We start from the raw sequence: 23,952 nt of genomic DNA on the forward strand, positions 1-23,952 counted from the left end.
ATAATTTTCAATTTAATACGACAAATGAACAAAAAAAATACTAAAGAATTGAAATATCAGCTTTAAATACCAAAAATATGTTTCGAATTTTCAGTTGTAACCTCCGCAATTTCTTGGGTTGTAGTAGTATAAATTTTGGATAGCTTATCAACAACATTCACTAAATAACTACTTTCATTGCGTTTCCCTCTATATGGAACCGGTGCCAAATAAGGCGAATCGGTTTCTAGAACGATATGTTTTAAATCGATTTGATTCAAGAATTGATCAATTTTTCCGTTTTTGAAAGTTACAACTCCTCCAATACCTAGCTTCATATTATACGAAATCGCTTGTATCGCCTGCTCGTAAGTCCCCGAAAAACAATGAAAAATTCCGAATAAATCCGCTGATTTTTCGGTTTCCAGAACTTCAAAAATTTCATCAAAAGCTTCACGACAATGGATTACAATTGGTAATTTGTATTGTTTTGCTAATTGTATTTGTTTTCTAAAAGCCTTTTTCTGTTCTTCTAAATGGGTTTTGTCCCAATACAAATCGATACCTATTTCACCAATAGCATAAAACTTTCGTTTCAATAATTCTTCTTCTACATGCTGCAATTCTTCCAGATAATTCTCCTTTACGTGAGTAGGATGCAATCCCATCATCAGGAAAATGTTTTCAGGGTATGCTTTCTCTAAATCGTACATCGATTGTGTATAGGCAGAATCTATGGCTGGTATAAAAAACCGAGAAACACCAACATCAATTGCACGTTGGATCATTTCATTGCGGTCTTCGTCGAATTCGTCGGAATATAAATGGGTGTGAGTATCTGTAATTATCATTATAAACTTTTAAGTTGCAAAGATACAATGTTCATTAAAAAACAAACCATATAAGGAATTTAAGGTCAGATAAGAATTTAGGGGGGTTCTTAAATAAAATTATTACCTTATATGGATCTAATTATATTAATCCAATTCATTCAGCAATTGCTGCACTTGATCGTAATCCTCAAAATCATCAGGAATAGTCAATAATATTTCTTTACATGATTTGTATTCTTTTTGTTTTAATTTTGAAAGTGCCAAATACCAATTCGCTTTGTTTTTATATACAGAAGTTCCTGATTTTATTTCCGCCAAATTAGTTTCTGCTTTTTGATATTGATTGTTTTCCAAAAGGGAAACCGCATAGAAATATTGAATTTCAGGCGATTTATTTTCCTTTAAAATAGTTTCAAAATAAGGAATGGCTTCTTTGTATTTCTTAGCGTTAAAGGCGACTTCGGCTAATTTTAAATTTTCGTTAACGGAACTTCTTTCGGTAAAATAAGCGTTTTCAGGATTGTTATAATCATCGAATGATGGATTTATATTTTGAAAAAAGAACATTCCCATCAGAATTGCCACCGAAGCCGCAATAGCATACTGCCAAGGTTTAAATGAAATTACTTTAGATTTTTTAACTTTGAAATGTTTCTTAGAAATTGATTTTATATTTTTCTTAAACGCATTTAATTCCTCTTTGTTTCCAAATTTATTTTCCAAATGCAAATTCAACTCTTTGAAAATCGCAAAAGAAGCAGCAAATTCTTGGTCTTGGGATAATTGTTTTTCAAAGTTAGCTTTTTCCTCGGCAGACAATTCGTTTGCAAGATACTGGTCGAATACGATGTAGTTTTCTTCGCTCATGGCTAAGTGATTTTTAATGATTTATAGCGATTTGTTTCTTGAATCCACTGGGTTAATTGACCCACACACAACGATTTTTTCTTTCGAACATAACCATAAGTTACATTAAGTTTTTCGGCAACTTCCTCCATCGATTTGATGGCGAAACTTAATTTCAATAACTCTTGGCATTTGTCACCCAATTTTTCGAACATCAAATCAAAAAGTTGTTGCTTTTCGTTGAACATTTCGGTTTCCGCAACCATTTGCTCAGTAGATTCATCTATAGATAGCTTTTCCTCATCAATTGTTACCCCTTTATTCGAAGATTTTTTAATCTCATTGAGCCATTTTCTTTTACACAATAAAAAAAAGTAAGCATCAAACGGACAAGTGAGTTGCAAGGTATTGGCTTTAGCCTGATTAAAAAGCAAAATCATAATTTCCTGAATCACATCTTGTGCCCTGTTTTCGTCTCCTGAATTGTTCTTTACATAATGAACCACTTTAGGCACAAACTTCTTATAAATAGTTTGAATTATCGCCGAATCATTTTTGGCAAGTCCATTTATATAAATCTGGTCGGGATGAATTTTAGTACTCATAAAAAAACTTTTTCCGAAAATAATAAAAAAAGGGGTAACAATTTTAAAACCGAGTTGATATATAGTCGTAATCGTTCTTTTAGCATTTTAAATTGAAACAAAGGGTAACAAAATATATCAGAAGTTGTTCTAAACTTGAGACTCGATTTATAGTAAATAAAAAAAACGAAAACAAGGGTAACAATATCAAACCCGAATTGATATAACAATATAAACTAAATAATAAATAACAATTAAACACTAGAAATTATGAAATCAACGATTCACGCACACCAAAAAAACAATTTTAAACATGTAAGTAAAAATCAAATTAAAAAAATCGGACTATTCGCTTTAGCAACAATCGTATTTGCAAGTTGTACTAACAATGACGAAACCACTCCAACGCCTCCAGCGGCAGCAGCTTTCAAAGGAATCAACGAAGCGGGAATCAAGAAAAACACCCAAAGTTTTACCGCCACAGCTGGAACAGGAACGATCACTTTGACATCTGCCAAAGGAGTAGTAATCTCACTAAACGGAAACGTACTTACCAAAAACGGAAACCCAGTAACTGGCGCAATCGACATTACTTTTATTGAATTATTCGACAAAGGAAATATGCTTATCACCAACAAACCTACCATGGGTATGATGCCCGACGGTAAAAAAAGTATGCTGAAATCTGGTGGAGAATTTTTTATAAAAGCTTCACAAGGCGGAGTTGATTTAGCAACAACAGGCGGAATCCAACTTCACGTTCCTGTAAATTTAACTGGAACACTCGATACTGGAATGACATTTTGGGCCGGTGACACCATAGACGCCGATAATCTAGCATGGGTACGACCTGGAACTGCAGGAGCAGCAGGAGGGCAAAAAGACGGAAATGTTGATTTTAAACAAAACAGTTACAATGTGTCTTTTGGTAACTTTGGATGGACAAATGTCGATAAATTCTATAGCGACCCACGACCAAGAACTACAATTCTAGCCGCCGTTCCAACTGGATACGACAATACCAACAGTGCCGTTTATTTGTCGTATGATGGCGAAGGTCAAAATGCTTTAGCCAAATTAGATACTTACAATTCTACTACAAAACAATTTAGCGAACATTATGGTCAAATTCCAATTGGATTAGCCTGTCACGTGATTTTTGCTACCGCAGATAACGGAAATTGGAGATACGCCATCAAAGCGGTTACCGTAGCAGCAGCAGACGTTTACACTTTTACATTGGCTGAAACAAAGGTAGTAACCGAAGCCCAAATGGTAGCCGCCATCAACGCAATACAATAGCACAAAAAACATAATATTTAACTAAAGTGGTGATTTGCTCACCACTTTTTTCTATTTTTAAAAATTATTAATGCATTTATCCAGCATGTCATTGCTTAAAGGAATCGAGGTGAGAATCAGGAGCTTTTTCCTGCTGTACGCTATATCTTTTCCTGGCTAAAGAAGCCAGAAAAAGGATGCCGCTTCCATCAGGGCTAAAACCGAATCGACTATGAAAAACCTATTATCTCTATTCGCTTTACTATTCTATTTTTGTCTTCCTCAGTTTGCCGAAGGACAAACCAAAGTAAAAGACACTGTTACAAGACGTGCTACGATTACCTACAATCAAAAAGGAAATGCAGTAACTTTCAAACCTGAAACTCCTCCATTAATACCCATTGCTGGCGCACCAAAACCATCCTATACTTATTTATGGGAATTGGGCGATGGCCATTACAGCAAAGAAGCCGAACCCAAACACGTCTACAAAAACAAAGGAACGTATAACGCACGACTTGCCGTAACCAACAATTATGATAACGGAAAACCACCCGCAACTCGACCAAAAGTTATCGCTGTAACAGACATTTCCAATGAAGTGTATACCGATATTGCTTCAATCGAAAACCAAAACGGACTGGCGATTCAAAAAAATTGCGACCCCATTCCTGACCAACAGATGGAAGTGATTGTTAGCTATCAGAATATGGATAATTATGTGACTGACGGAAAATTGTATCTCTTTTTTAACGAAACGCAATTCAAAAACAACAATTTTTATTTGGTCGATTTTAGGACGTATGCTGGCGAACGCGAAGTCAAAGAAAATCTTGTCGCTACTGTTGATGATGTAGACAATTCAGGTTCCTATTTGGCTTCCGATAATGCATTGGCTACACCCAAAAAATATCAAATCACCACAACCCAAGAAGACGTAGACTTTAGTTTAAAAGAGGCAAAAAACTCCTATAAAAACGCCACCCTTTTTGAATTCGACGGTGTCAATCCGGGAGAAACCAGAAACATCTTCCTTACTTTCAAAACAACTCCCGAAATGATTAAGGACACCAGCGCAACGGTGACTATGCGCAGCATTTTTGTTCCCAATCGAAGTTATAAAAACCATAAAGTCAAAAACCTCGAAATGGAAATCGTCACTTCTCACGATCCCAACAAAATGGGCTCCAACGGAAGTTTTATGAACTACAGATTGGTCCGATTCAAAAGAGTCAACTTCAAAACACGTTTCCAAAATAATGGCGTAGGTCCAGCTAGAATGATTCGGTTAGAAACAGACATTCCGGATATGTTCGACAAAAAAACATTCCAAATCGAGGACTTGTATCCCAAATGTCCTATTTGTCCAAAAGGCGAAGAACCTACAACGAGTTGTTTGGACACCATCATCAAGCAAAATCAAATTTTCTTTACGTTCAAAAACATCTATTTACCAGGAAGTTCTCAAAAAAATGTCAAAGAAATTGACAGCACAAAAGGCTTTGTAAAGTATTCCATGAAATTCAACAAAGACTTTCATAAAGTAAATACCAAAAGTAGAACCGCCATTATTTTTGACAAAAACGAACCTATCATAACTAATTATGCCACTACCCGATTCACTCCAGGAATATCAATTGGTGCAAAAGTCGGATACAATTACTATCCCGACCTAGAAAAATCCCGAAGTTATTTTGTGGGCGCCACAATTTCTCCTTTTAAATCGTATCGTTATTATTGGCAAGCAGAATTTGTGAATAGCTTGAATTCTTATAACAGCGCTACTACTACTGAAGATGCATTTGTCCAAAACTCAAATGGAGTTCGTCAATTGCAACGTACCACTACTACGTCAGAAATCAAAAATATCAATTGGGAAATACCCGTTTTGATGCAGTATAACATCAACAACTATATTGGAATAGGAGCAGGATTACAAGCTAATATCGATGTTGCTGCAAAACAAAATCAACAACAAACCATTGCTACCTATGAAGGAATAAGCGATAAATTAATAATAAACTCAACTGAAAAAACGAATACCATTTCCAATTCATTTACCAATATAAAAACTGGCATTTTATTCGATTTAACCCTTGGCGCCGCTAGAATTGGACCAAGTTTTGGAGCGCGTTACGTGATGAATTTCAAGGAGAATTTTAATTATGTGCAGTTGTATGGTATTTGGAAGTTTTAAATTAAACACAAAAGACACAAAAGAAAAAAAATCACAAAAGAAAAATTATGCTACTAACGAAAACTTATTTAAAGGATTTAACTTATAAAATAAATGGAGCTGCAATAGAAGTTCATAAAGAATTAGGACCTGGATTACTAGAAAGTGTTTATCATAAATGCATGAAAACTGAATTAACTCTAAGAGGAATTTCATTCAAATCTGAATTGAAAGTAAAAATTAATTTCAAAGGAAATGAACTTGAAACGGATTATAGATGTGATCTATTAGTTGAAGATTGCATAGTATTAGAATTAAAAGCACAAGACAATCTCCCTCCGATTCATCAAGCACAAATATTGACTTATATGAAATTATTAAAGAAACCAAAAGGAATATTATTTAATTTTCATTGTATTAACTTATACAATGAAGGTCAAAAAACGTTCGTAAACGAATACTTTAGCCTTTTAGATGACTAATGATTTTGTAGATTGCAGAAACCAATTCCCTTTTGTGACTTTTGTATTCAATCCTCTCGTCTTTTGTGCCTTTTGTGTTTTTAAATAAAGTAATGATAAAAATAGCGCATTGTTTTCTACTACTTTCAACTCTAATTATTTTTGGACAAAATCCACTTACCCAAGAAGATAAAATTTATAATGCTGTTGATGCCTTTACAGCAAAACCAACTATCGATGGTCTACAAAAACTTGACGCTACTGAAAAAGATTTTTGGAAAAATCCAAAACCAAAAACCAAAAACGAACTTCTGGCAATTGTAGTTTTAAATTGCAACAAAGCCTATTATGAAAATCAAATTGGGCAAACCAGTCAAGCGATTTCAACCTACGAAAAAGCATTGCAAGTATATCAAAAGAACACCCTTTCCAATTACGACATTAGCGAATATTGCCTGAAACCTTTAGGCAATCTTTACACCATTATTGGCGATTATGACAATGCCGAAAACACCATAAAACACTATTATTACCTTGCCACTATAGAGAAAAACCAACCTCAAAAAATTGCCGCCATTCTCAATTTATCGAATGTGTATCAAAATACAGGTCGAATAAATCAAGCCATCGATTTACTCGAAAAAACAATTGAAAACGAAAAATTAACTGCCGTTCAAAAAGGAACTTTATTGAACAACTTGGGCAATAATTATATGATAAGCGCCAAAGGGTTTCTAATAAATCCAGAACCATTTGCTAAAGCTGAAACATCCTTTAAAAATGCAATTGTCTTACTGAAAACCGAAAAAAATCAGTCACAAACAGTAGCAAATTGTTATCTTAATTTAGCTGCTTTCAACAGTCATTGGGAAAATTTCGACAAAGCCAATGCGTACTTTGCAATGGCAAAAAAACTCGTTTTAGAATCGAAAAACCAACCCTCAAGAAAATTAGCAAAACTGTATTATGAAGAAGCTAATTTGTTATTTCTACAAAAAAGATATTCCGAAGCGAGTCTGTTAATTACAACAGTATTCAAGACATTAATTCCAAATTATTCCAATGTAACGCAACAACTTCCAAATCAAAAATCACTTTATGCCGAAACGGTTTTACTTGACGCTTTAGATTTACAAGCAGCGCTATATTGGGAACAAAACCAACCCAAAAAAGCATTGAAAGCCTATGCCCTTTCCTTTCAAATTGAAGCGTTGTTCTCCAATTTATTGGTTTATGAAAATTCCAAAATCATCAATCAAATCCGTATTAGAAATCGTACCGAAAAATGCATTGCCATCTATGATGATCTCTATAAAATAGAAAATAAAATCACGTATTTAGAACTTGCTTTTCAACTTCAAGAACGAACCAAATCAGGGGTTTTGAAAAGTTATCTTTCGAATAGAAAAACAGCTTCCATTGAAGAAAAACAATACCTGAACCAACTTCAAAATTGGAATACTGAAATTATAAAAGAACAACAAAAAGGAAATTTAGCCAACATTTCAAAAATAAACGAAGCCATAAAAAAGCAAAATGAATTGATGCTTTCATTAAAGAAAACAAGGACTAAGAATCCAATTTTGATTGAAGAAAACATAGACTTAAAAGCCTTGTATGCTAAACTAGAAAAAGACAAAGCAATGATGGTGGCCTATTTTTCTGGATTTGATAAAATGTATATTTTCACCTTGGAAAATAAAAGTATCAAACTAGACTATTATTGGGACAATCATACCGCTACTCCACGAATAATTTCTTTTTTAAATTATTTTAGTGATGCCAATAAAATCACCGATAACATTTCAGGTTACAATCATAACGGAAATAATGTCTATAAAATGTTGAAATTACCAACGAATTCAACATACAAAAACCTCATAATTGTACCTGATGGATTATTGAATTTTCTTCCTTTTGAAGCTTTGATTACTCAAGAATCTACTACTACAAATTTTGCTAACATGCATTATTTGCTGAATGATTTTAACATTGCTTACAATAATTCGGCTAGCATTTATTTGAATGCAAAAACCCATACAAATCATAAGAAAACAGTGCTAGGAATTTTTCCTGTTTTCGAAAAGACAGCTTATGAATTGACTTTTTCAAAAGCCGAAATGCAATCTATAAAAAGTAATTTCGGAGGAAAGTTTTTTGACAATTCGAGTGCTACTTTGAATAATTTCAAGACCAACGCTGCCAATTATTCCATTTTACATTTGAGCACACACGCAGATTCTGGCGATACTGAAACTCCAGCAAGCCTCAAATTTTATGACCAAGAAATCCTGTATTCTGAATTGTACAATCTCAATATCAATCCCGATTTAGTGGTATTGAGTGCGTGCGAAACCGGAATAGGCAAACTCTACAAATCAGAAGGCGCGATGAGTGTAGCTAGAGGTTTTCAGTATGCTGGAGCTCAAAATTTATTGTTTTCGTTATGGAAAGTAAACGATTATACGACCTCGGTTTTTATGGATTATTTTTATAAAAATATCAAAAAAGGCTTACCCTATTTTGAAGCCAATGCTAAAGCGAAAAGAGATTTTCTAAACGACAAAACCATTTCAAATGCCAAGAAATCACCATATTATTGGAGTGCATTTGTTTATTATGGTGAAATAGAAACAGCTAATCCACCTAGCAATTATTATTTTTATATTCTAGCTTTATTAATTCTAATTGGATTATTTTTGGTTTTTAAACGCTACCAAAAATGAAAACCCTACCCGAAATTCTTAAAAAAGAACGTTACAAGAAAATTAAATTCAAAGTTACTAAAACCCAGCATTTACTACTAAAAGCGAGTATTAATGGGGTGAAAGGAAATTTTATTTTAGACACGGGCGCTTCCAGTAGTTGTGTAGGTTTTGAAAGTGTTGAATTATTTTTATTAGAAGCAAAAACATCAAAAACTATGGCTTCTGGTGCAGGAGCTAACGGAATGCGTACTCAAATGGCAGTTGGAAACAAACTCCAATTAGGCAGTTGGAAACATGCTGATTTTGATCTCGTCATCTTTGATTTATCCCATGTAAACGAGGCTTTGATTGAACACAAATCCAAACCAGTGCACGGAATTATTGGAGCAGATATTTTAATGAAAGGCAAAGCCATTGTAGACTATTATAATAATTACTTATATTTACAAGAATAAAGGCTACCTAAAAACAAACAAAAAATGAAAAATAGTTCCAAAATAGTACTATTAGTTTTAGGACTGTTATTGTTTTCCTGTACTGACGAAATTCTTATTGACAATGGGACGGCAACTAATCCTGACACTGACGTAATGAGATCTTCAAAGGCTAATGTGTCAAAATATACTCCTCCTCTATTTTGGGATTTTAATGATTTGACAGGCTGGGTAGATGCTACACAAGTAGGTGTTCCAAATTACTTTATTGATAACGGATATTTAAATATCTCCACTAATGCGAATACTTGGGATAGAACAAAAATAAAAACCGTTTCCACGTTCACTACCGGTACCTACAGTTGGAGAGTTTATGTTCCTGCAATGGGAATTGGCGATATGGCAAGCATAGGTGCTTTTTTATACAATGACGACACCCACGAACTTGATTTTGAAATTGGTTATGGCAATCAAGCCAGTAGACAAGAGTTAAATGCAGCTTCAGATGATCTAGTTGTTTATATGACATCGCAAGCGAATCCTTTTCAATCTATTAAAAATAAAATCAAAAGAGAACAATGGCATACCTTATCCATCATATTGACATTGGATTCGAAAAATAAATATATCGCCACTTGGAAAATTGATGGAGCTACTCAAGCCACAAGATCTTTAACTTATGGCACAAAATCTAAATTTAATATCTTTTGCAGCCTCGAAAATTTAACTTTTATAGGTGACCACATTCCTAATTCCAAAAATTACGCCTTGTTTGATTTTGTTGAATTTAGTAGTAACTAATACTAAAAAACCTGTTTAGAAGTTACTCTAAACAGGTTTTTAATATTTATGAAGATTGTTTTTCTTACTAATAAAGGCTACAATTCAAATGCTTTTTTAGGATTTCCATCACAAAGTAATTCAACTGGATTTTCAAGTGCTTCTTTAACCGCTACGAGGAAACCAACAGATTCACGTCCGTCAACAATTCTGTGGTCATAAGAAAGTGCCACATACATCATTGGGTGAATTTCAACTTTACCATTTACCGCAATTGGACGCTCGATAATATTGTGCATTCCAAGAATTCCAGATTGTGGAGGATTGATAATTGGAGTTGATAACATAGAACCAAAAACACCACCATTTGTAATAGTAAATGTTCCACCAGTCATATCGTCAACAGTAATTTGTCCGTCACGTGCTTTAATAGCTAATCTCTTAATGTCAGATTCCACTCCACGGAAAGTCAAGTTTTCAGCATTACGAACTACAGGCACCATTAATCCTTTTGGTCCAGAAACGGCAATAGAAATATCGCAGAAATCGTACGCTATTTTATAATCTCCGTCCATCATGGAGTTCACATCAGGATATAATGCTAAAGCTCTTGTAACTGCTTTGGTAAAGAAAGACATATATCCCAATCCAATTCCGCCATGTTTCGCTTTGAAAGCATCTTTGAATTCATTACGAAGTGTATTGATAGGTGTCATATTCACTTCGTTGAACGTCGTCAACATCGCTGTTTCGTTTTTAGCCGCAACTAATCTTTCAGCCACTTTACGACGCAACATGGATAATTTTGTACGTTCAGAACCACGGCTTCCACCTGTAGGAGTTCCCATTGAAGGTGTTGCATTTACAGCATCATCTTTAGTTATCCTTCCACCTTTACCCGTTCCTGAAACTGTAGCTGGAGTGATATTTTTTTCGTCTAATATTTTTTTAGCTGCTGGAGAAGGTGTTCCTGTTGCATACGTCGCTGCTGGTGCCGCTGCTACTGGAACAGGTGCTGCTTTTGGTGCTTCAACAACTGGCGCTGCTGCTGGTGCAGGAGTTGAACCAGATGGTTTAGCTGCAGAAGTATCGATAAGACAAACAACAGCTCCAACTGCTACTGCATCTCCTTCTTCCGCTTTTAGAGTAATTATTCCGCTAGCTTCAGCTGGTAATTCCAGTGTCGCTTTGTCAGAATCAACCTCAGCAATTGCTTGATCTTTTTCAACATAATCACCATCTTGAACTAACCAAGTTGCGATTTCTACTTCTTTGATAGATTCCCCTGGTGATGGGACTTTCATTTCTAAAATCATAATTTCTAATTTAAAGGTTCAGGTTTAAAGGGTTAAACCTGATATTGTGTGAATCGTTTTATCTGTATAAATTTTTATCAAATACCATTGCAATTGCATCTGCATGACGGCGTTTTGCTCTAGTATAACTTCCAGCAGCTGGTGCTGAATACGCTTTAAGTGAAGCTAATCTCCATTTTACTAAATCAAAATTCATTAACATAAAGCTATAAGCTCCCATGTTTTTTGGTTCTTCTTGTGCCCAAACATAATCATCGGCATTTGGATATTGTGCTATAATTGCTTTCAATTGCTCGACTGGCAAAGGAAATAATTGCTCTATTCTCACTACAGCTACATCCTTACGTCCGTTGTTCTCTCTTTCGGCAGTAATGTCATAATAGAATTTACCGGTACAGAAAACCAAAGTTTTAACATCCTTCTTGTTTACTGTAGTATCATCTATCGTTTCTTGGAAACTTCCATCTGTAAAATCTTCAATTGGCGAAGTACATCTAGGATCACGTAACAAACTCTTTGGTGTAAACACTACAAGTGGTTTACGGAAAGTAGTTTTCATCTGTCTTCTTAATAAGTGAAAGAAGTTAGCTGGCGTTGTACAATCAGCAACATACATATTATGTCTGGCACAAAGTTGCAAATAACGCTCCATTCTTGCCGAAGAATGTTCAGCACCTTGTCCTTCGTAACCGTGAGGCAATAACAAAACAATTCCATTTTGATTGTTCCATTTATCCTCTCCACAAGAGATGTATTGATCAATCATAATCTGGGCACCATTAGAGAAATCTCCAAATTGTGCTTCCCAGATAGTTAATGTATTTGGGTTGGCCAAGGCATATCCATAATCAAAACCTAAAACCCCATATTCAGATAAAAAAGAGTTGAAAGCATTAAATTTTCCTTTTGCATTTGGCACAGAATTTAACAAAACTACTTCTTCCTCAGAGTCTTCGACTTTCACTACAGCATGACGGTGAGAGAAAGTTCCACGTTCTACATCTTGTCCCGAAAGACGAACATTAAACCCTTCTTGTAGTAACGACCCATAAGCTAAATGCTCACCCATTGCCCAATCAAGGCTATTGTTCTCGAAAAACATTGTTTTTCTGTCGTTAATTAATTTTTGTATTTTATTGATGAATTTTTTATCCTCAGGTAAATTACAAACGGCATTCGCCACTTCGGTAAGTCCTTCTTTTGAATAAGAAGTATCATATTTTAGAAGCATCTTATCGTTCGAAACTTGCTCAAATCCTTTCCATTCATTTTGCATAAATGGAGTGATAATGGTTAAATTCTTTTTACGAGAAGCCTCTAAATTGTGATCTAAATCGTCTTTGTATTCTTTCTCTAGTGTTTTTACTAGATTAGCATCAATAATTCCTTCTGCAATTAATTTTTCTGCATAAATATCTCTAGGATTTTTATGCTTCGCAATAATTTTATACAAAAGTGGTTGAGTGAATCTTGGTTCATCCCCTTCATTATGTCCGTATTTTCTATAGCCTAATAAATCGATAAAAACATCACGACCAAAATGCATTCTAAAATCCAAAGCAAATGACATGGCATGTACTACAGCTTCGGCATCATCAGCATTCACGTGTAATACTGGTGATAAGGTTACCTTAGCAACATCGGTGCAATACGTAGAGGAACGTGCATCAAGATAGTTGGTTGTAAAACCTACCTGATTGTTGATTACTACGTGAATGGTTCCTCCAGTTTTATAACCGTCCAATTGTGCCATCTGGATGATTTCATACAATATCCCTTGACCAGCGATTGCGGCATCACCGTGAACAGCGATTGGCAATACTTTTGAAAAATCATTAGGAAAATACATGTCTTGTTTCGCTCTGGTAATCCCTTCAATTACTGCTCCTACCGTTTCAAGGTGAGAAGGGTTTGGCGCTAAATTGATATTTATTTTTTTTCCTGAGCTAGTTACTTTATCAGCGGTAAGACCTAAATGGTATTTTACGTCTCCATCAAAATATTCTTTGTCGTAATCTTTACCGTCAAATTCGCTAAAAATATCTTGAGTACATTTACCAAAGATGTTAGCCAGTACATTTAATCGACCACGGTGAGCCATTCCCATAACGAAATGCTCCACTCCTTTTTCAGCCGCCTGTTCAATTAAGGCGTCAAGTGCTGGAATAATTGTTTCTCCACCTTCTAGTGAAAAACGTTTTTGACCTACATATTTGGTATGCAAGAAATTTTCAAAAGAAACGGCTTCATTCAATTTACTCAAAATTTCTTTTTTCTGGTCAACAGAAAAATTAGGCTGATTATCGTTGTGGCCTATTTTATTTTGAATCCATTCAATATCATGAGGATTTCTAATATACATATATTCAACCCCAATTGATTGACAGTAAATTTTATCTAAATGTCCTAGAATCTCAGCAAGAGTACAAGGTTCTATTCCTAAAATTTTTGCTGCATCATATACAGTAGGCAAATCTGATTTTGAAAGTCCAAAATTTTCAAGGTCTAAAGTTGGCGAATAGGTTCTTCTTTTATGAACAGGGTTTGTTCTAGTAAACAAATGGCCTCTGTTTCTATAGGCATCTATTAATTTAACAACTTTAAATTCTTTGTGAATTTTTTCAGACATAGCTTCAGAATCACTGGAACTAACTGGAACATTAGTTATTTGCGATACTGGAGCTGCTGATAATTCTCCGTTATAAGTTTCCATTCCAAAGTCAAAACCTTGAAAAAAACTTCTCCAACTTGGTTCTACGCTATCTGGATTTTCTAGATATTGATCGTATAATTGTGCAAAAAATTCAGAATGCGCTGCGTTTAAAAATGAAAACCTATCCATAATTATAATAATCTTCTTTTGTTAAAATAGTTCGGCAAAAGTACAATAATACTAATAGTTTCTGAATTTTTTTAAATACTTTTATACCATAATTTGTTAAAAAATTAAACACTTATGAAAAAGCACAACTTCTTAATTGTTTCAAAATCAAATTTAATTGTCATTATCCTACTTTTTTCAGGAACTTTATTGGCCCAAAGCCAAGCAATGACTTCAAATCAACCCGATAATTTTTGGAGAAATGTTCAATTTGGTGGTGGAGTTGGTTTGAGTATTGGTAGTGGTTATACCGATATTTCAGTATCACCAAGCGCCATTTACAATATCAACCCAATTGTTGCTGTTGGGACTGCGTTTCAATTTGGATATGTTTCTTCAAAAAATTATTACACTTCCAATATTTATGGTGCAAGCTTAATAGGTTTAATTAATCCGATTCCTGAGATTCAACTTTCGACTGAGTTAGAAGAAATCAATGTCAATACGGATTACAAATCAATTGACGGTAATAATTCTAGTAGCTTCTGGAATACTTCCTTATATTTAGGAGCTGGATATCGATCTGGAAATGTTACAATTGGAGTTCGTTACAATGTATTATTCGACAAAAACAAAAGTTATTATAACGACCCATTTATGCCCTTTGTTAGGGTTTATTTTTAATATTTATTTCTGAACCACACTTTTTGCCATTCTCTTTTCAGAATCAAAAAGGAAACATTTTCAGCTAGAAGGACTAAATCTGAGCCATCCAGTTTTTTTATTTCGGCTTCAGAAACGTCAATGATATAAAGGAGATTCAGATATTCTGCAAATTTATATTGAATCAATCGGTATATTTTTTCGTGTAATTGAATTTTCAATTCCTCAGGCAAAATGCTCTTTGGAAAATCAATTCCTTCGTTGGCCAAATTAAAATCTTTATTTATTTGCTCAATTAAATTAAGATACAAAGATTCCTTCGCTGCTTCTTCAAATAATAAATCGGTATTTAAGGGACTGATGTACAAGGTGATTTTAGATTTTAGATTGACGGTTTTAGATTGCTGATATTTAGAGCAAAAAAGCGACTAATTGTTAAATAAACATTGCTATTGACATTGCTATTGACATTGCTATTGACATTGTAATTGATTTTTTTACACTTTTCTTTTCATTAAATTTTTTCCAAACTCCTTTAATATTACTTTTTTATCATCCGAAATATTTATTTTTTTTAAGGTTTTAAATGCTTTCAAAGTGTATTTTTTTATTGCTTCTTGAGTCGCTAGTGACGCACCTGTTGCATTAAAAATTTCCTTAACGGCATCTATTTTAATCGAATTTTCTTTTGATGAAGTCGAAAACCATTTTGTCAATTCTTCTTTTTGTTCAATAGATGAAAATTCAATTGCTTTGATATATAAATACGTTTTTTTATTTTCAATTATGTCTCCGCCCACTTGTTTTCCAAATTTTATTGGGTCTCCAAAAGCATCTAAATAATCATCCTGCAACTGGAAAGCCAACCCTAAGTTAAGCCCAAATTCATATATTAATTTTGCATTTTCTTTCGAAGTTTTAGCGACAATTGCACCCATTTTCATAGCAGCAGCAACGAGAACAGCCGTTTTGTATTCAATCATTTTAAGGTACTCCGGAATAGTAACGTCTACGCGAGTTTCAAAATCCACATCGTATTGTTGTCCTTCGCATACTTCTAGCGCCGTTTTACTAAATAATTTCGCTAATTTCCGAAAGGTAATAGGTTCGTATTTTTCAAAATATTGGTATGCCAAAATCAACATGGCATCACCAGAAAGAATCCCCGCATTTACATTCCATTTTTCATGAACAGTAGGTTTTCCTCTTCGTAGCGGAGCATCATCCATAATGTCATCGTGAATAAGTGAGAAATTATGAAAAACCTCAATTGCCAATGCAGCAGGCAATGCTTTTGAATATTCAGCATCAAAAATTTCAGCAGTCATTAATGTCAAGATGGGACGTATTCTTTTCCCACCTACTTGTAATATATAATCAATTGGTTGGTACAGATTTTTGGGTTCTTTTTCAATTTTGTTTTTTTCTAAATAGAGTAAGAAGTGTTCTTGATATTGATTTATAGAAAGCATTTTTTTTAGTTTTTTTAAGTTTAGAAAAGCTATAAGTTGACCCAAACAACCAATAACAGCTTTCAAACACAAAAATAGATTTTTTTATTCAGTACTCCTAAACTTATAAACGCCTAAACTTTTCGGTTTTTTTATTTTTATTTTTTTTAAAAATACTTTGGAAACTATTTTGGTATTCAAAGTTTCCGTTTTATATTTGCATCGAAATTTAACACCATAATTTCTTGACCCTAAAAATAACTTACTATGATAACAAAATGGAATATTAACGAGGAACAATCTGATGTTTTAATAAAATTGAAAGATGCTACAATTACCTATTTAGGAGGCACAACTAATCATTTTAAAGGGTTTGTGAATCTTGATGAAGATGAAATTGAAGATGCTTCAGTAGAATTTACTATTGACAACAATTCTGCAACATCGCAAAATAGAGGCAAATCATCGCATCAAAAAAACGAAATTGGAACAAATAAAAAACCTTTAATTCGGTTTAAATCAACTTCATTCCAGAAAATAAAAAATAACATTAATTTCTTTAAAGGCAGTTTGACTATAAAAGATATTACTCGAATAGTTGAACTCGATGCAGAATTTATTGGAATAAACAATTACAACGGCACTAAAAAAGCAGCTTTTGAAATTAAGGGCAATATTAATAGACAAGATTTTGGAATTGACGCCAATTTTTACAATTCAAACGAAAGCTATCATTTTGGAAAAGAATTAAAATTGATTGCCAATCTAGAATTTTCAATTTAAACAATATCCATCGCTAATCTAATTTAAAACGATTTATACTGTATACGCTATTTATTAAGGCATAAAAAATTAAAATGAAAGAAAAAATAATATCAAAAGCGGCAGAACTCTTCTTAAAACTAGGTTTTAAGAGTGTCACTATGGATGATATTGCTTGTGAAATGTGTATATCAAAAAAAACTATTTACAAATATTTTTGCAATAAAGAAGTCCTAATTGAGCAAGCAACCGTGATTGTTCATGAAAATCTCCATCAAATAATTAATACCATAATTTCAAAAAAGTACAATGCAATTGCTGAAAACTTTGAAATAAGAAAAATGTTTAAAGAGATGTTTCAATCCACGGACACTTCCCCACTTTACCAATTAAAAAAACATTATCCTGAAATTTATGAAAAAGTAATGTTGAGAGAGTTAAATGAATGCCATACAGTTTTCAAACTCAATGTCGAAAAAGGCGTTGAGGAAGGTCTTTATAGAAAAGAAATTAATATTGAAAATTGCATCAAATTTTATTACATTTTAATTTTTAGTATCAACGAAAATACTATGGAGAAAAATGTTGCAGTACAATTAGAAATACAAGCATTAGAATACCACACTAGAGCAATAGCAACAGCCAAAGGAATTATGGAACTCGAAAAACAATTAGAAATTTTTTCAAATAATTAAAAAATGAAACAAACCTTTTACCTCTTTCTTGCACTTTTAGCTTTTACTATAAATGCACAAGAAACCAAACAGCAGTATAGTTTTAGCTTAGAACAAGCTATAGATTACGCATTAAAATACAATCGAACAGTATTAAATTCTGGTCGTAATATTGAATCTGCTTTTCAAAAAAAATGGGAAACAACTGCCGCAGGTTTACCTCAAATAGCTGGAAACATCAGTTACCAAAACAATTTTTCATTTATGCAACAAGGAGTTACTGGTGGAGGTCCTTTTGGTGGTAGTGAAAATGAAATACAAACATTTGCTTTTGGGACGAAACACAACATGAATGCCGCGCTAACATTAAGTCAATTGCTTTTTGATGGTTCCTATATTGTAGCCTTACAAGCTTCAAAAACGTATTTGAAATATTATGAAAACGCCAAAATAAAAACAGATCTTGATGTCAAAGAAATGACAATCAATGCGTATGGAAATGTTTTGTTAGCGCAAGAAAGTATTGCTATACTCAATAAAAATAAAGTTGTTTTAGACAAAACTTTGGCTGATACTAAAGAAATTTTGAAAAACGGTTTAATCGAAGAGGAAAATGTAGAACAATTACAAATTACATTATCTTCTGTAAATAGTCAATTAAATAACACTACAAGATTACTGGATGTGACCTATAAAATGTTGAAAATAACTTTAGGATTAGACATAAATGATGACTTAACAGTAACGGACAAACTAGAAAATCTAACCCAATCCAATTTAGGTTCTGTTTTTACAAATACTGAATTCAACATTGAAAACAATATCAATTATCAAATTGCAACAAATTACCAACAACAAAGAGAGTTAGAATACAAACTACAAAAAAGCAAAGCATTACCTACGCTAGGTGCTAATGTGAATTTAGGATATAATTCATTTGCCAATGAATTCCGTTTTTTTAATCAAAATCAAAAATGGTTAAATTATTCTAATCTAGGTGTAGGCTTAAGTATTCCCATTTTTAGCAGTCTGGGACGTAGTGCCAAAACGCAACAAGCAAAAATAGCACTTGAACAAGCAAAAACAGACTTAGTAGAGGCCGATCAAAAATTAAAATTACTATACGCTAGCGCAAAAAGTGAATTTGAATTTAGTATTGAAGAATATGCAACTGCCAAAACTAATTTAGCTCTTGCCGAAAGAATTGAAAAAAAGAATCACATTAAATTTACTGAAGGAATTTCGACCAGTTTTGATTATACAGATGCACAAAGACAATTGTATACTGCACAGCAAAAATATTTACAAACAATGGTGGATGTTATCAATAAAAAAGCAGCTTTTGAAAAAGTAATTAACAAACAATAATACTATATAATACCTATAAATATGAAAAAAATATTCCTCCTTTCAACCCTTTCCCTATTACTTTTTTCTTGCGGGAAAAAAGAAGACAATCCAAATATCGATACTTTAATCGAATCAAAAAATGTAACTGCTCTTCAAGCCAAAAAAGCTCTGATTCAATCCGATTTAACAAAAATTGATGAAGCTTTGGCACTATTAGATGTAAGAAAAGAAGAAGCTTTGGTTTCTGTACTTACTGTAAAAGACACCACATTTAGTCATTATCTTGAAATCCAAGGAAACATAGACACTAAAGAAAACATTTTAGTTCAACCGGAAACTCAAGGAACTCTAGTTGCTTTGAATGTTAAAGCCGGACAAAGAGTTTCAAAAGGACAAATTCTTGGAAGAATTGACGATGCTGGATTGAGCCAACAAGTGGCGAGTTTAGAAAACCAATATGTTTTAGCAAAAACAACTTTTGAACGTCAAAAAAATCTTTGGGATCAAAAAATTGGTTCTGAAATTCAATATTTACAAGCTCAGACTCAAATGATTTCGGCCCAAAAAAGTGTTGCTCAAATAAAAGCACAACTTTCAAAAACTGTTGTTAGAGCTCCTTTTTCTGGAACTATTGATGAAGTTTTTGTAGAGAAAGGACAAGTTGTTGCTCCTACTGCACAAGGCTTAATGCGTATCGTAAATTTATCCAACATGTACGTTTCGACATCGGTACCTGAAACCTACATTGGTAAGTTAAAAGTAGGAACTAAAGTTGATGTATTATTGACTTCATTAGACAAAACATATCAAGGAAAAGTACGTCAAATAGGGAGTTTTGTGAATCCAAGCAACAGAAGTTTTGGAATAGAAGTAAGTGTTCCAAATCCTGAAAACTTATTGCGTCCTAATCAAGTCGCCAATCTAAAAATCACAGATTATTTAAGTAAAAATACTATTGTAGTTCCTACAAATGTGATTCAAGAAGATGGTAAAAAAAACAAATTTGTTTATACCGTTACCAATTCAAATGGAAAAACAGGAGTTGCTAAAAAAGTGATTGTAAAACTAGGACAATCCTCTAATAATGTTACCGAAATTTTAAGCGGCTTAGAGTCCGAAGATATTATTGTTACCGAAGGAATAAATGCTATTTCTGACGGAATGAAACTAAACTTCTAAAAATGTTTAATGATTTAAAAGTTTAAGATTGTTTAATTAAAACTGTCGCATTTTAAACTTTTCAAACAATTTTAAACAACTTTAAACAAAAATATATGAGTCACAAAAATAAAGAATTCGGAATATCAAGTTGGGCCGTCGACAATCGTGTTACGGTTTATATCTTGACTGCATTGATTGTAATTACTGGGGTGTATGCCTACATTACCATGCCACGTGAGGATTTCCCAGAAATCATCGAAAATAAAGTGTACATCTCTTCTGTATTTCCTGGGAATTCAGCCGAAGATGTAGAAAAACTGGTTATCAAGCCATTAGAAAAAGAAATCAAAAACATCAGCGGAGTTACAAAAGTAACTTCGAGTTCATTTCAAGATTATGGAATGATTATCGCAGAATTTGATGATGATGTTACTATTGATGCTGCCAAAGTAAAAATTAAAGATAAAGTTGATAATGCCAAAGCGGATACCGATTGGCCTAATCTAGACAACGGAAGCAAAGTTGAACCTAATGTTTTTGAATTAAACATTTCTGAAGAAGTGCCTATTCTAAATATCAATTTACAAGGAAATTATACTACCCAACAACTCAAAAAGTACGGAGAATTGTTGCAAGATGACATTGAAGAAATATCTGAAGTAAAAAAAGTAGATATTTTGGGTGTTGATGATAAAGAAGTCGAGATTGCAGTAGATATTTTCAAAATGACAGCTGCCCAAGTGACATTCGACGAAATCCAAAATGCGGTTAAATATGAAAATATGACGCTTTCGGGAGGAAACTTGGTTTCACAAGGTTCCAGAAACAACATTCGAATTGTGGGTGAAATCAAAGACCCGAAAGAACTCGAAAACATTATCGTGAAATCATACGGTGGAACGGTATATCTTAAAGATATTGCTGTTGTCAAATTCAAAGAAAAAGAAAAAACAACCTACGCTCGCGAAAAAGGCACTGAAGTGGTGATGCTAAGTGTAAAAAAACGTTCGGGTCAAAATATGATTTCGGCCATTGAACAAGTAAAAGAACGTGTCGAAAAAGCACAAGCTTCTTATTTGCCTAAAAACCTAAAAATCGAAATGACCAACGACCAATCTTCTCGTGTGGAACACCAGGTGGATGAATTGTCGAATCACATTATTTTCGGGATCATATTAGTAATGATTGTGTTGATGTTCACGATGGGATTGCGAAATTCCTTATTCGTAGGAGCTGCCATTCCTCTATCGATGATGATTGCATTTGCCATTTTATCGGCTTTAGGTTTAACCTTGAACACGATGGTGTTGTTTGGATTGGTAATGGGATTAGGAATGTTAGTCGATGATGGTATTGTGGTCGTCGATAATGTATTTGCCAATATGAAAAAAGGATTACCTCGAATTGAAGCTTCGAAAGTGGGAATTGGCGAAATCGCTTGGCCCGTAATTTCATCAACTGCAACAACCTTGATGGCGTTCCTGCCTTTTGCATTATGGCCAGGAACTATGGGAAAATTTATGAAATATTTCCCAATGACATTGACTGTGACATTGACTGCCTCTTTATTTGTAGCAATGGTTGTCAACGCTGCAATGACAGGAGGTTCGATGGATATTGAAGACAAAAATATATCTAAAAAGAACTTAAAGTTCTACACTATTTTATTTTTAGCATTCGGAATATTCTTGGCGTTTATTGGTTCAAAATATACGTATGACAGTAAACTATTAAGAGGAATTGGGCATTTGTTGCTGATTTCAACAGCCTTGATGTGGATGTATTTCTTAAAGATTTATCAATGGACTCAAGATTTTCAACACAGTTTCTTTCCAAAATTAGAAGATAAATACAAAGCGTTTTTAGCAAAAATTCTGACCAAAAATAAATCTTGGTATGCCTTAATTGGAATTATTGGTTTATTGTTTTTCTCCTTTGTATTACTAGGTATTTTTCCAAGAAAAGTATTGTTTTTTCCTGACAATATTCCAAATCAGGTGATTGCTTATATCGAATATCCTCAAGGAACTACGATCGAAAAAACAAATAAAGCTACTTTGTTTGTAGAAAATCAAGTGATTGCCATATTACAAAAATATGTAGATCCTAAAACTGACAAAAACTTCCTAGCTGAATCTATTGTTTCACAAGTAGGAATTGGAGCTGGAAATCCAAATGTTGATGCAGGATCCGCTTCAGAAACACCTTTTAAAGGTAAAGTTACGGTGAGTTTTTCGGAATTTAAATTCCGCAAAGGCATTAATACTTCGGATATTTTAGAAGAAATTCGTTCCAATGTAAAAGCCATTGCTGGAGCCACGATAACTGTTGAAAAAGATGCCAATGGTCCGCCTGCAGGTTATCCGATTAGTATTGAATTGAAAGGTACAGATTATGATTTGATGTTGATAGAAGCCGATAAAATGATTGCTTTTGTCAATTCAAAAAATATTCCTGGAATCGAGAAATTAAGTATTGACATCAATAAAGGCAGTCCAGAACTGGAAGTAAAAGTCGATAGAGTAAATGCAGGAAGCATGGGTGTTTCTACAGGACAACTGGGTTTTGCTTTACGTCGTTCCGTTTATGGTCAAGAAATTTCGACGTTTAAAGAAGGAGATGACGATTACAATATTGTCATGCGCATGCAGGATGATCAGCGTAAAAATGAAAATATTCTTTTCAATCAATCGTTGACGTTTAGAAACCAGAATAACGGACAAATAGTACAAGTTCCTATTTCTGCCGTTTCTAGCACTGAAAAAACAAAGACTTACAATCAGATTAAGAGAAAGAATCACAAGCGAATCATGACTATTTATTCTAATGTCTTGACAGGTTTTAATGGTGATGAGATTACCAAACAAATTAAGACTGAATTGCAACACTATGAGTTGCCAAAAGACGTGAGTTATTCCTTCTCTGGAGTGCAAGAAGAACAAGGCAAAAACCAAAGTTTCTTGATGTATGCGTTGTTCTTGGCCTTAGCAGGAATTACCTTAATCATTGTATTGCAATTTAATTCAGTATCGAAAACTTTAGTGATATTATTCACAGTAATATTGAGTTTCAGTGGCGTTTTCTACGGTTATGTCATAGCCAATATGGATTTCGTGATTCTGATGACCATGATGGGAATCATTTCGCTGGCGGGTATTGTGGTGAAAAACGGAATTGTATTAATGGATTTCTTCGTCTTGCTGATGGATAAAAAAGTCTACGACAAAGGCGTGGAATCGCACGATGATTTAACTCTTGAAGAAATCAAAGAAGTCATCATTGATTCTGGAAAATCACGTTTGCGTCCGGTATTATTGACCGCTTTAACAGCAGTTTTAGGATTGATCCCTTTAGCAATAGGCTTGAACTTTGACTTCTTTACTTTAATTACCGATTTCAATCCACACTTTTTCATGGGTGGAGATAACGTAATTTTCTGGGGACCTTTGGCTTGGACCATTATCTTCGGTTTGACGTATGCTACCGCATTGACTTTGGTTATGGTTCCCGTGATGTTCTATTTAGTAAAAAGAACCAAGTATTGGTTAAGAGATAGAAGACTGGCGAGAGCTGCAGAATAATACTTTTTAATTTTATTTGTTGAAACCTACCCAAGATTTGATTTTGGGTGGGTTTTTGTTTTTTGTAGGGCTGGAATGACTACATTTGAAA

Annotated in this window: 19 protein-coding genes; 12 read left to right on the plus strand and 7 right to left on the minus strand. The window is 33.7% G+C overall.

Translation table 11 applies throughout. The features are described 5' to 3' along the window. Window positions 1-62: 62 nt before the first annotated feature. From E0F76_RS01380 to E0F76_RS01390, 3 genes are all read right to left on the minus strand, one after another. Window positions 63-830 carry a TatD family hydrolase gene (locus E0F76_RS01380; protein ID WP_132000545.1) on the minus strand — a complete coding sequence of 256 codons (768 nt, stop codon included), beginning with the start codon at window positions 828-830 and terminating at the stop codon, window positions 63-65. A 126-nt stretch (window positions 831-956) separates the two neighbouring features. Continuing rightward, window positions 957-1,679: a tetratricopeptide repeat protein gene (locus tag E0F76_RS01385; protein ID WP_132000546.1), complete on the minus strand. Its 723-nt coding sequence runs from the start codon at window positions 1,677-1,679 to the stop codon at window positions 957-959. 2 nt (window positions 1,680-1,681) lie between these two features. Continuing rightward, complete coding sequence (locus E0F76_RS01390) at window positions 1,682-2,263, minus strand: RNA polymerase sigma factor (RefSeq protein ID WP_132000547.1); 582 nt, start codon at window positions 2,261-2,263, stop codon at window positions 1,682-1,684. A 249-nt stretch (window positions 2,264-2,512) separates the two neighbouring features. Between E0F76_RS01390 and E0F76_RS01395 the strand changes: the two genes are divergently transcribed. The 6 genes from E0F76_RS01395 (at window position 2,513) to E0F76_RS01420 (ending at window position 10,103) form a co-directional block, all read left to right on the plus strand. Further along, window positions 2,513-3,544, plus strand: a complete 1,032-nt coding sequence (locus E0F76_RS01395) for a hypothetical protein (protein ID WP_246021950.1) — start codon at window positions 2,513-2,515, stop codon at window positions 3,542-3,544. A 211-nt stretch (window positions 3,545-3,755) separates the two neighbouring features. Further along, a complete protein-coding gene (locus E0F76_RS01400; protein WP_132000548.1) occupies window positions 3,756-5,720 on the plus strand; it encodes a PKD domain-containing protein in 1,965 nt (654 codons plus the stop codon). Window positions 5,721-5,767: 47 nt separating this feature from the next. Continuing rightward, entirely contained in the window at window positions 5,768-6,181 is a 414-nt protein-coding gene (locus tag E0F76_RS01405; RefSeq protein ID WP_132000549.1) for a GxxExxY protein, read from the plus strand. 92 nt (window positions 6,182-6,273) lie between these two features. Further along, complete coding sequence (locus E0F76_RS01410) at window positions 6,274-8,886, plus strand: CHAT domain-containing protein (protein ID WP_132000550.1); 2,613 nt, start codon at window positions 6,274-6,276, stop codon at window positions 8,884-8,886. Then, a complete protein-coding gene (locus tag E0F76_RS01415) occupies window positions 8,883-9,323 on the plus strand; it encodes a retropepsin-like aspartic protease (protein WP_132000551.1) in 441 nt (146 codons plus the stop codon). The genes E0F76_RS01410 and E0F76_RS01415 overlap by 4 nt, the downstream gene beginning before the upstream one ends. Window positions 9,324-9,347: 24 nt before the next feature. Then, complete coding sequence (locus tag E0F76_RS01420; RefSeq protein ID WP_246021951.1) at window positions 9,348-10,103, plus strand: hypothetical protein; 756 nt, start codon at window positions 9,348-9,350, stop codon at window positions 10,101-10,103. A gap of 77 nt (window positions 10,104-10,180) precedes the next feature. On the opposite strand, the gene odhB is transcribed toward E0F76_RS01420, so the two are convergent. Together odhB and E0F76_RS01430 are read right to left on the minus strand one after the other, a co-directional pair. Further along, on the minus strand, window positions 10,181-11,398 hold the full coding sequence (gene odhB / locus E0F76_RS01425; protein WP_132000552.1) for a 2-oxoglutarate dehydrogenase complex dihydrolipoyllysine-residue succinyltransferase: 1,218 nt from the start codon (window positions 11,396-11,398) through the stop codon (window positions 10,181-10,183). A 58-nt stretch (window positions 11,399-11,456) separates the two neighbouring features. Then, window positions 11,457-14,240, minus strand: a complete 2,784-nt coding sequence (locus tag E0F76_RS01430) for a 2-oxoglutarate dehydrogenase E1 component (RefSeq protein ID WP_132000553.1) — start codon at window positions 14,238-14,240, stop codon at window positions 11,457-11,459. Between the two features lie 114 nt (window positions 14,241-14,354). On the opposite strand from E0F76_RS01430, the gene E0F76_RS01435 reads away from it, so the two are divergent. After that, window positions 14,355-14,903: a hypothetical protein gene (locus E0F76_RS01435; protein ID WP_132000554.1), complete on the plus strand. Its 549-nt coding sequence runs from the start codon at window positions 14,355-14,357 to the stop codon at window positions 14,901-14,903. Here the strand turns inward: E0F76_RS01435 and E0F76_RS01440 are convergent. Both E0F76_RS01440 and E0F76_RS01445 read right to left on the minus strand, forming a co-directional pair. After that, window positions 14,900-15,250, minus strand: a complete 351-nt coding sequence (locus E0F76_RS01440) for a hypothetical protein (RefSeq protein ID WP_132000555.1) — start codon at window positions 15,248-15,250, stop codon at window positions 14,900-14,902. The genes E0F76_RS01435 and E0F76_RS01440 overlap by 4 nt on opposite strands. Window positions 15,251-15,379: 129 nt before the next feature. Then, a complete protein-coding gene (locus E0F76_RS01445) occupies window positions 15,380-16,354 on the minus strand; it encodes a polyprenyl synthetase family protein (protein ID WP_132000556.1) in 975 nt (324 codons plus the stop codon). 246 nt (window positions 16,355-16,600) lie between these two features. Here E0F76_RS01445 and E0F76_RS01450 point away from each other — a divergent pair, with 246 nt between their 5' ends. The 5 genes from E0F76_RS01450 (at window position 16,601) to E0F76_RS01470 (ending at window position 23,861) form a co-directional block, all read left to right on the plus strand. Next, window positions 16,601-17,116, plus strand: coding sequence for a YceI family protein (locus tag E0F76_RS01450; RefSeq protein ID WP_132000557.1), 516 nt, complete (start codon window positions 16,601-16,603; stop codon window positions 17,114-17,116). Between the two features lie 74 nt (window positions 17,117-17,190). Beyond that, window positions 17,191-17,790: a TetR/AcrR family transcriptional regulator gene (locus E0F76_RS01455; protein WP_132000558.1), complete on the plus strand. Its 600-nt coding sequence runs from the start codon at window positions 17,191-17,193 to the stop codon at window positions 17,788-17,790. A 3-nt stretch (window positions 17,791-17,793) separates the two neighbouring features. Next, complete coding sequence (locus tag E0F76_RS01460; RefSeq protein ID WP_132000559.1) at window positions 17,794-19,137, plus strand: TolC family protein; 1,344 nt, start codon at window positions 17,794-17,796, stop codon at window positions 19,135-19,137. 21 nt (window positions 19,138-19,158) lie between these two features. Then, window positions 19,159-20,298: an efflux RND transporter periplasmic adaptor subunit gene (locus E0F76_RS01465; RefSeq protein ID WP_132000560.1), complete on the plus strand. Its 1,140-nt coding sequence runs from the start codon at window positions 19,159-19,161 to the stop codon at window positions 20,296-20,298. Between the two features lie 95 nt (window positions 20,299-20,393). Next, window positions 20,394-23,861, plus strand: a complete 3,468-nt coding sequence (locus E0F76_RS01470; RefSeq protein ID WP_132000561.1) for an efflux RND transporter permease subunit — start codon at window positions 20,394-20,396, stop codon at window positions 23,859-23,861. Window positions 23,862-23,952 lie beyond the last annotated feature (91 nt).

Source organism: Flavobacterium cellulosilyticum (assembly GCF_004349355.1).
Taxonomy (GTDB): Bacteria; Bacteroidota; Bacteroidia; order Flavobacteriales; family Flavobacteriaceae; genus Flavobacterium; species Flavobacterium cellulosilyticum.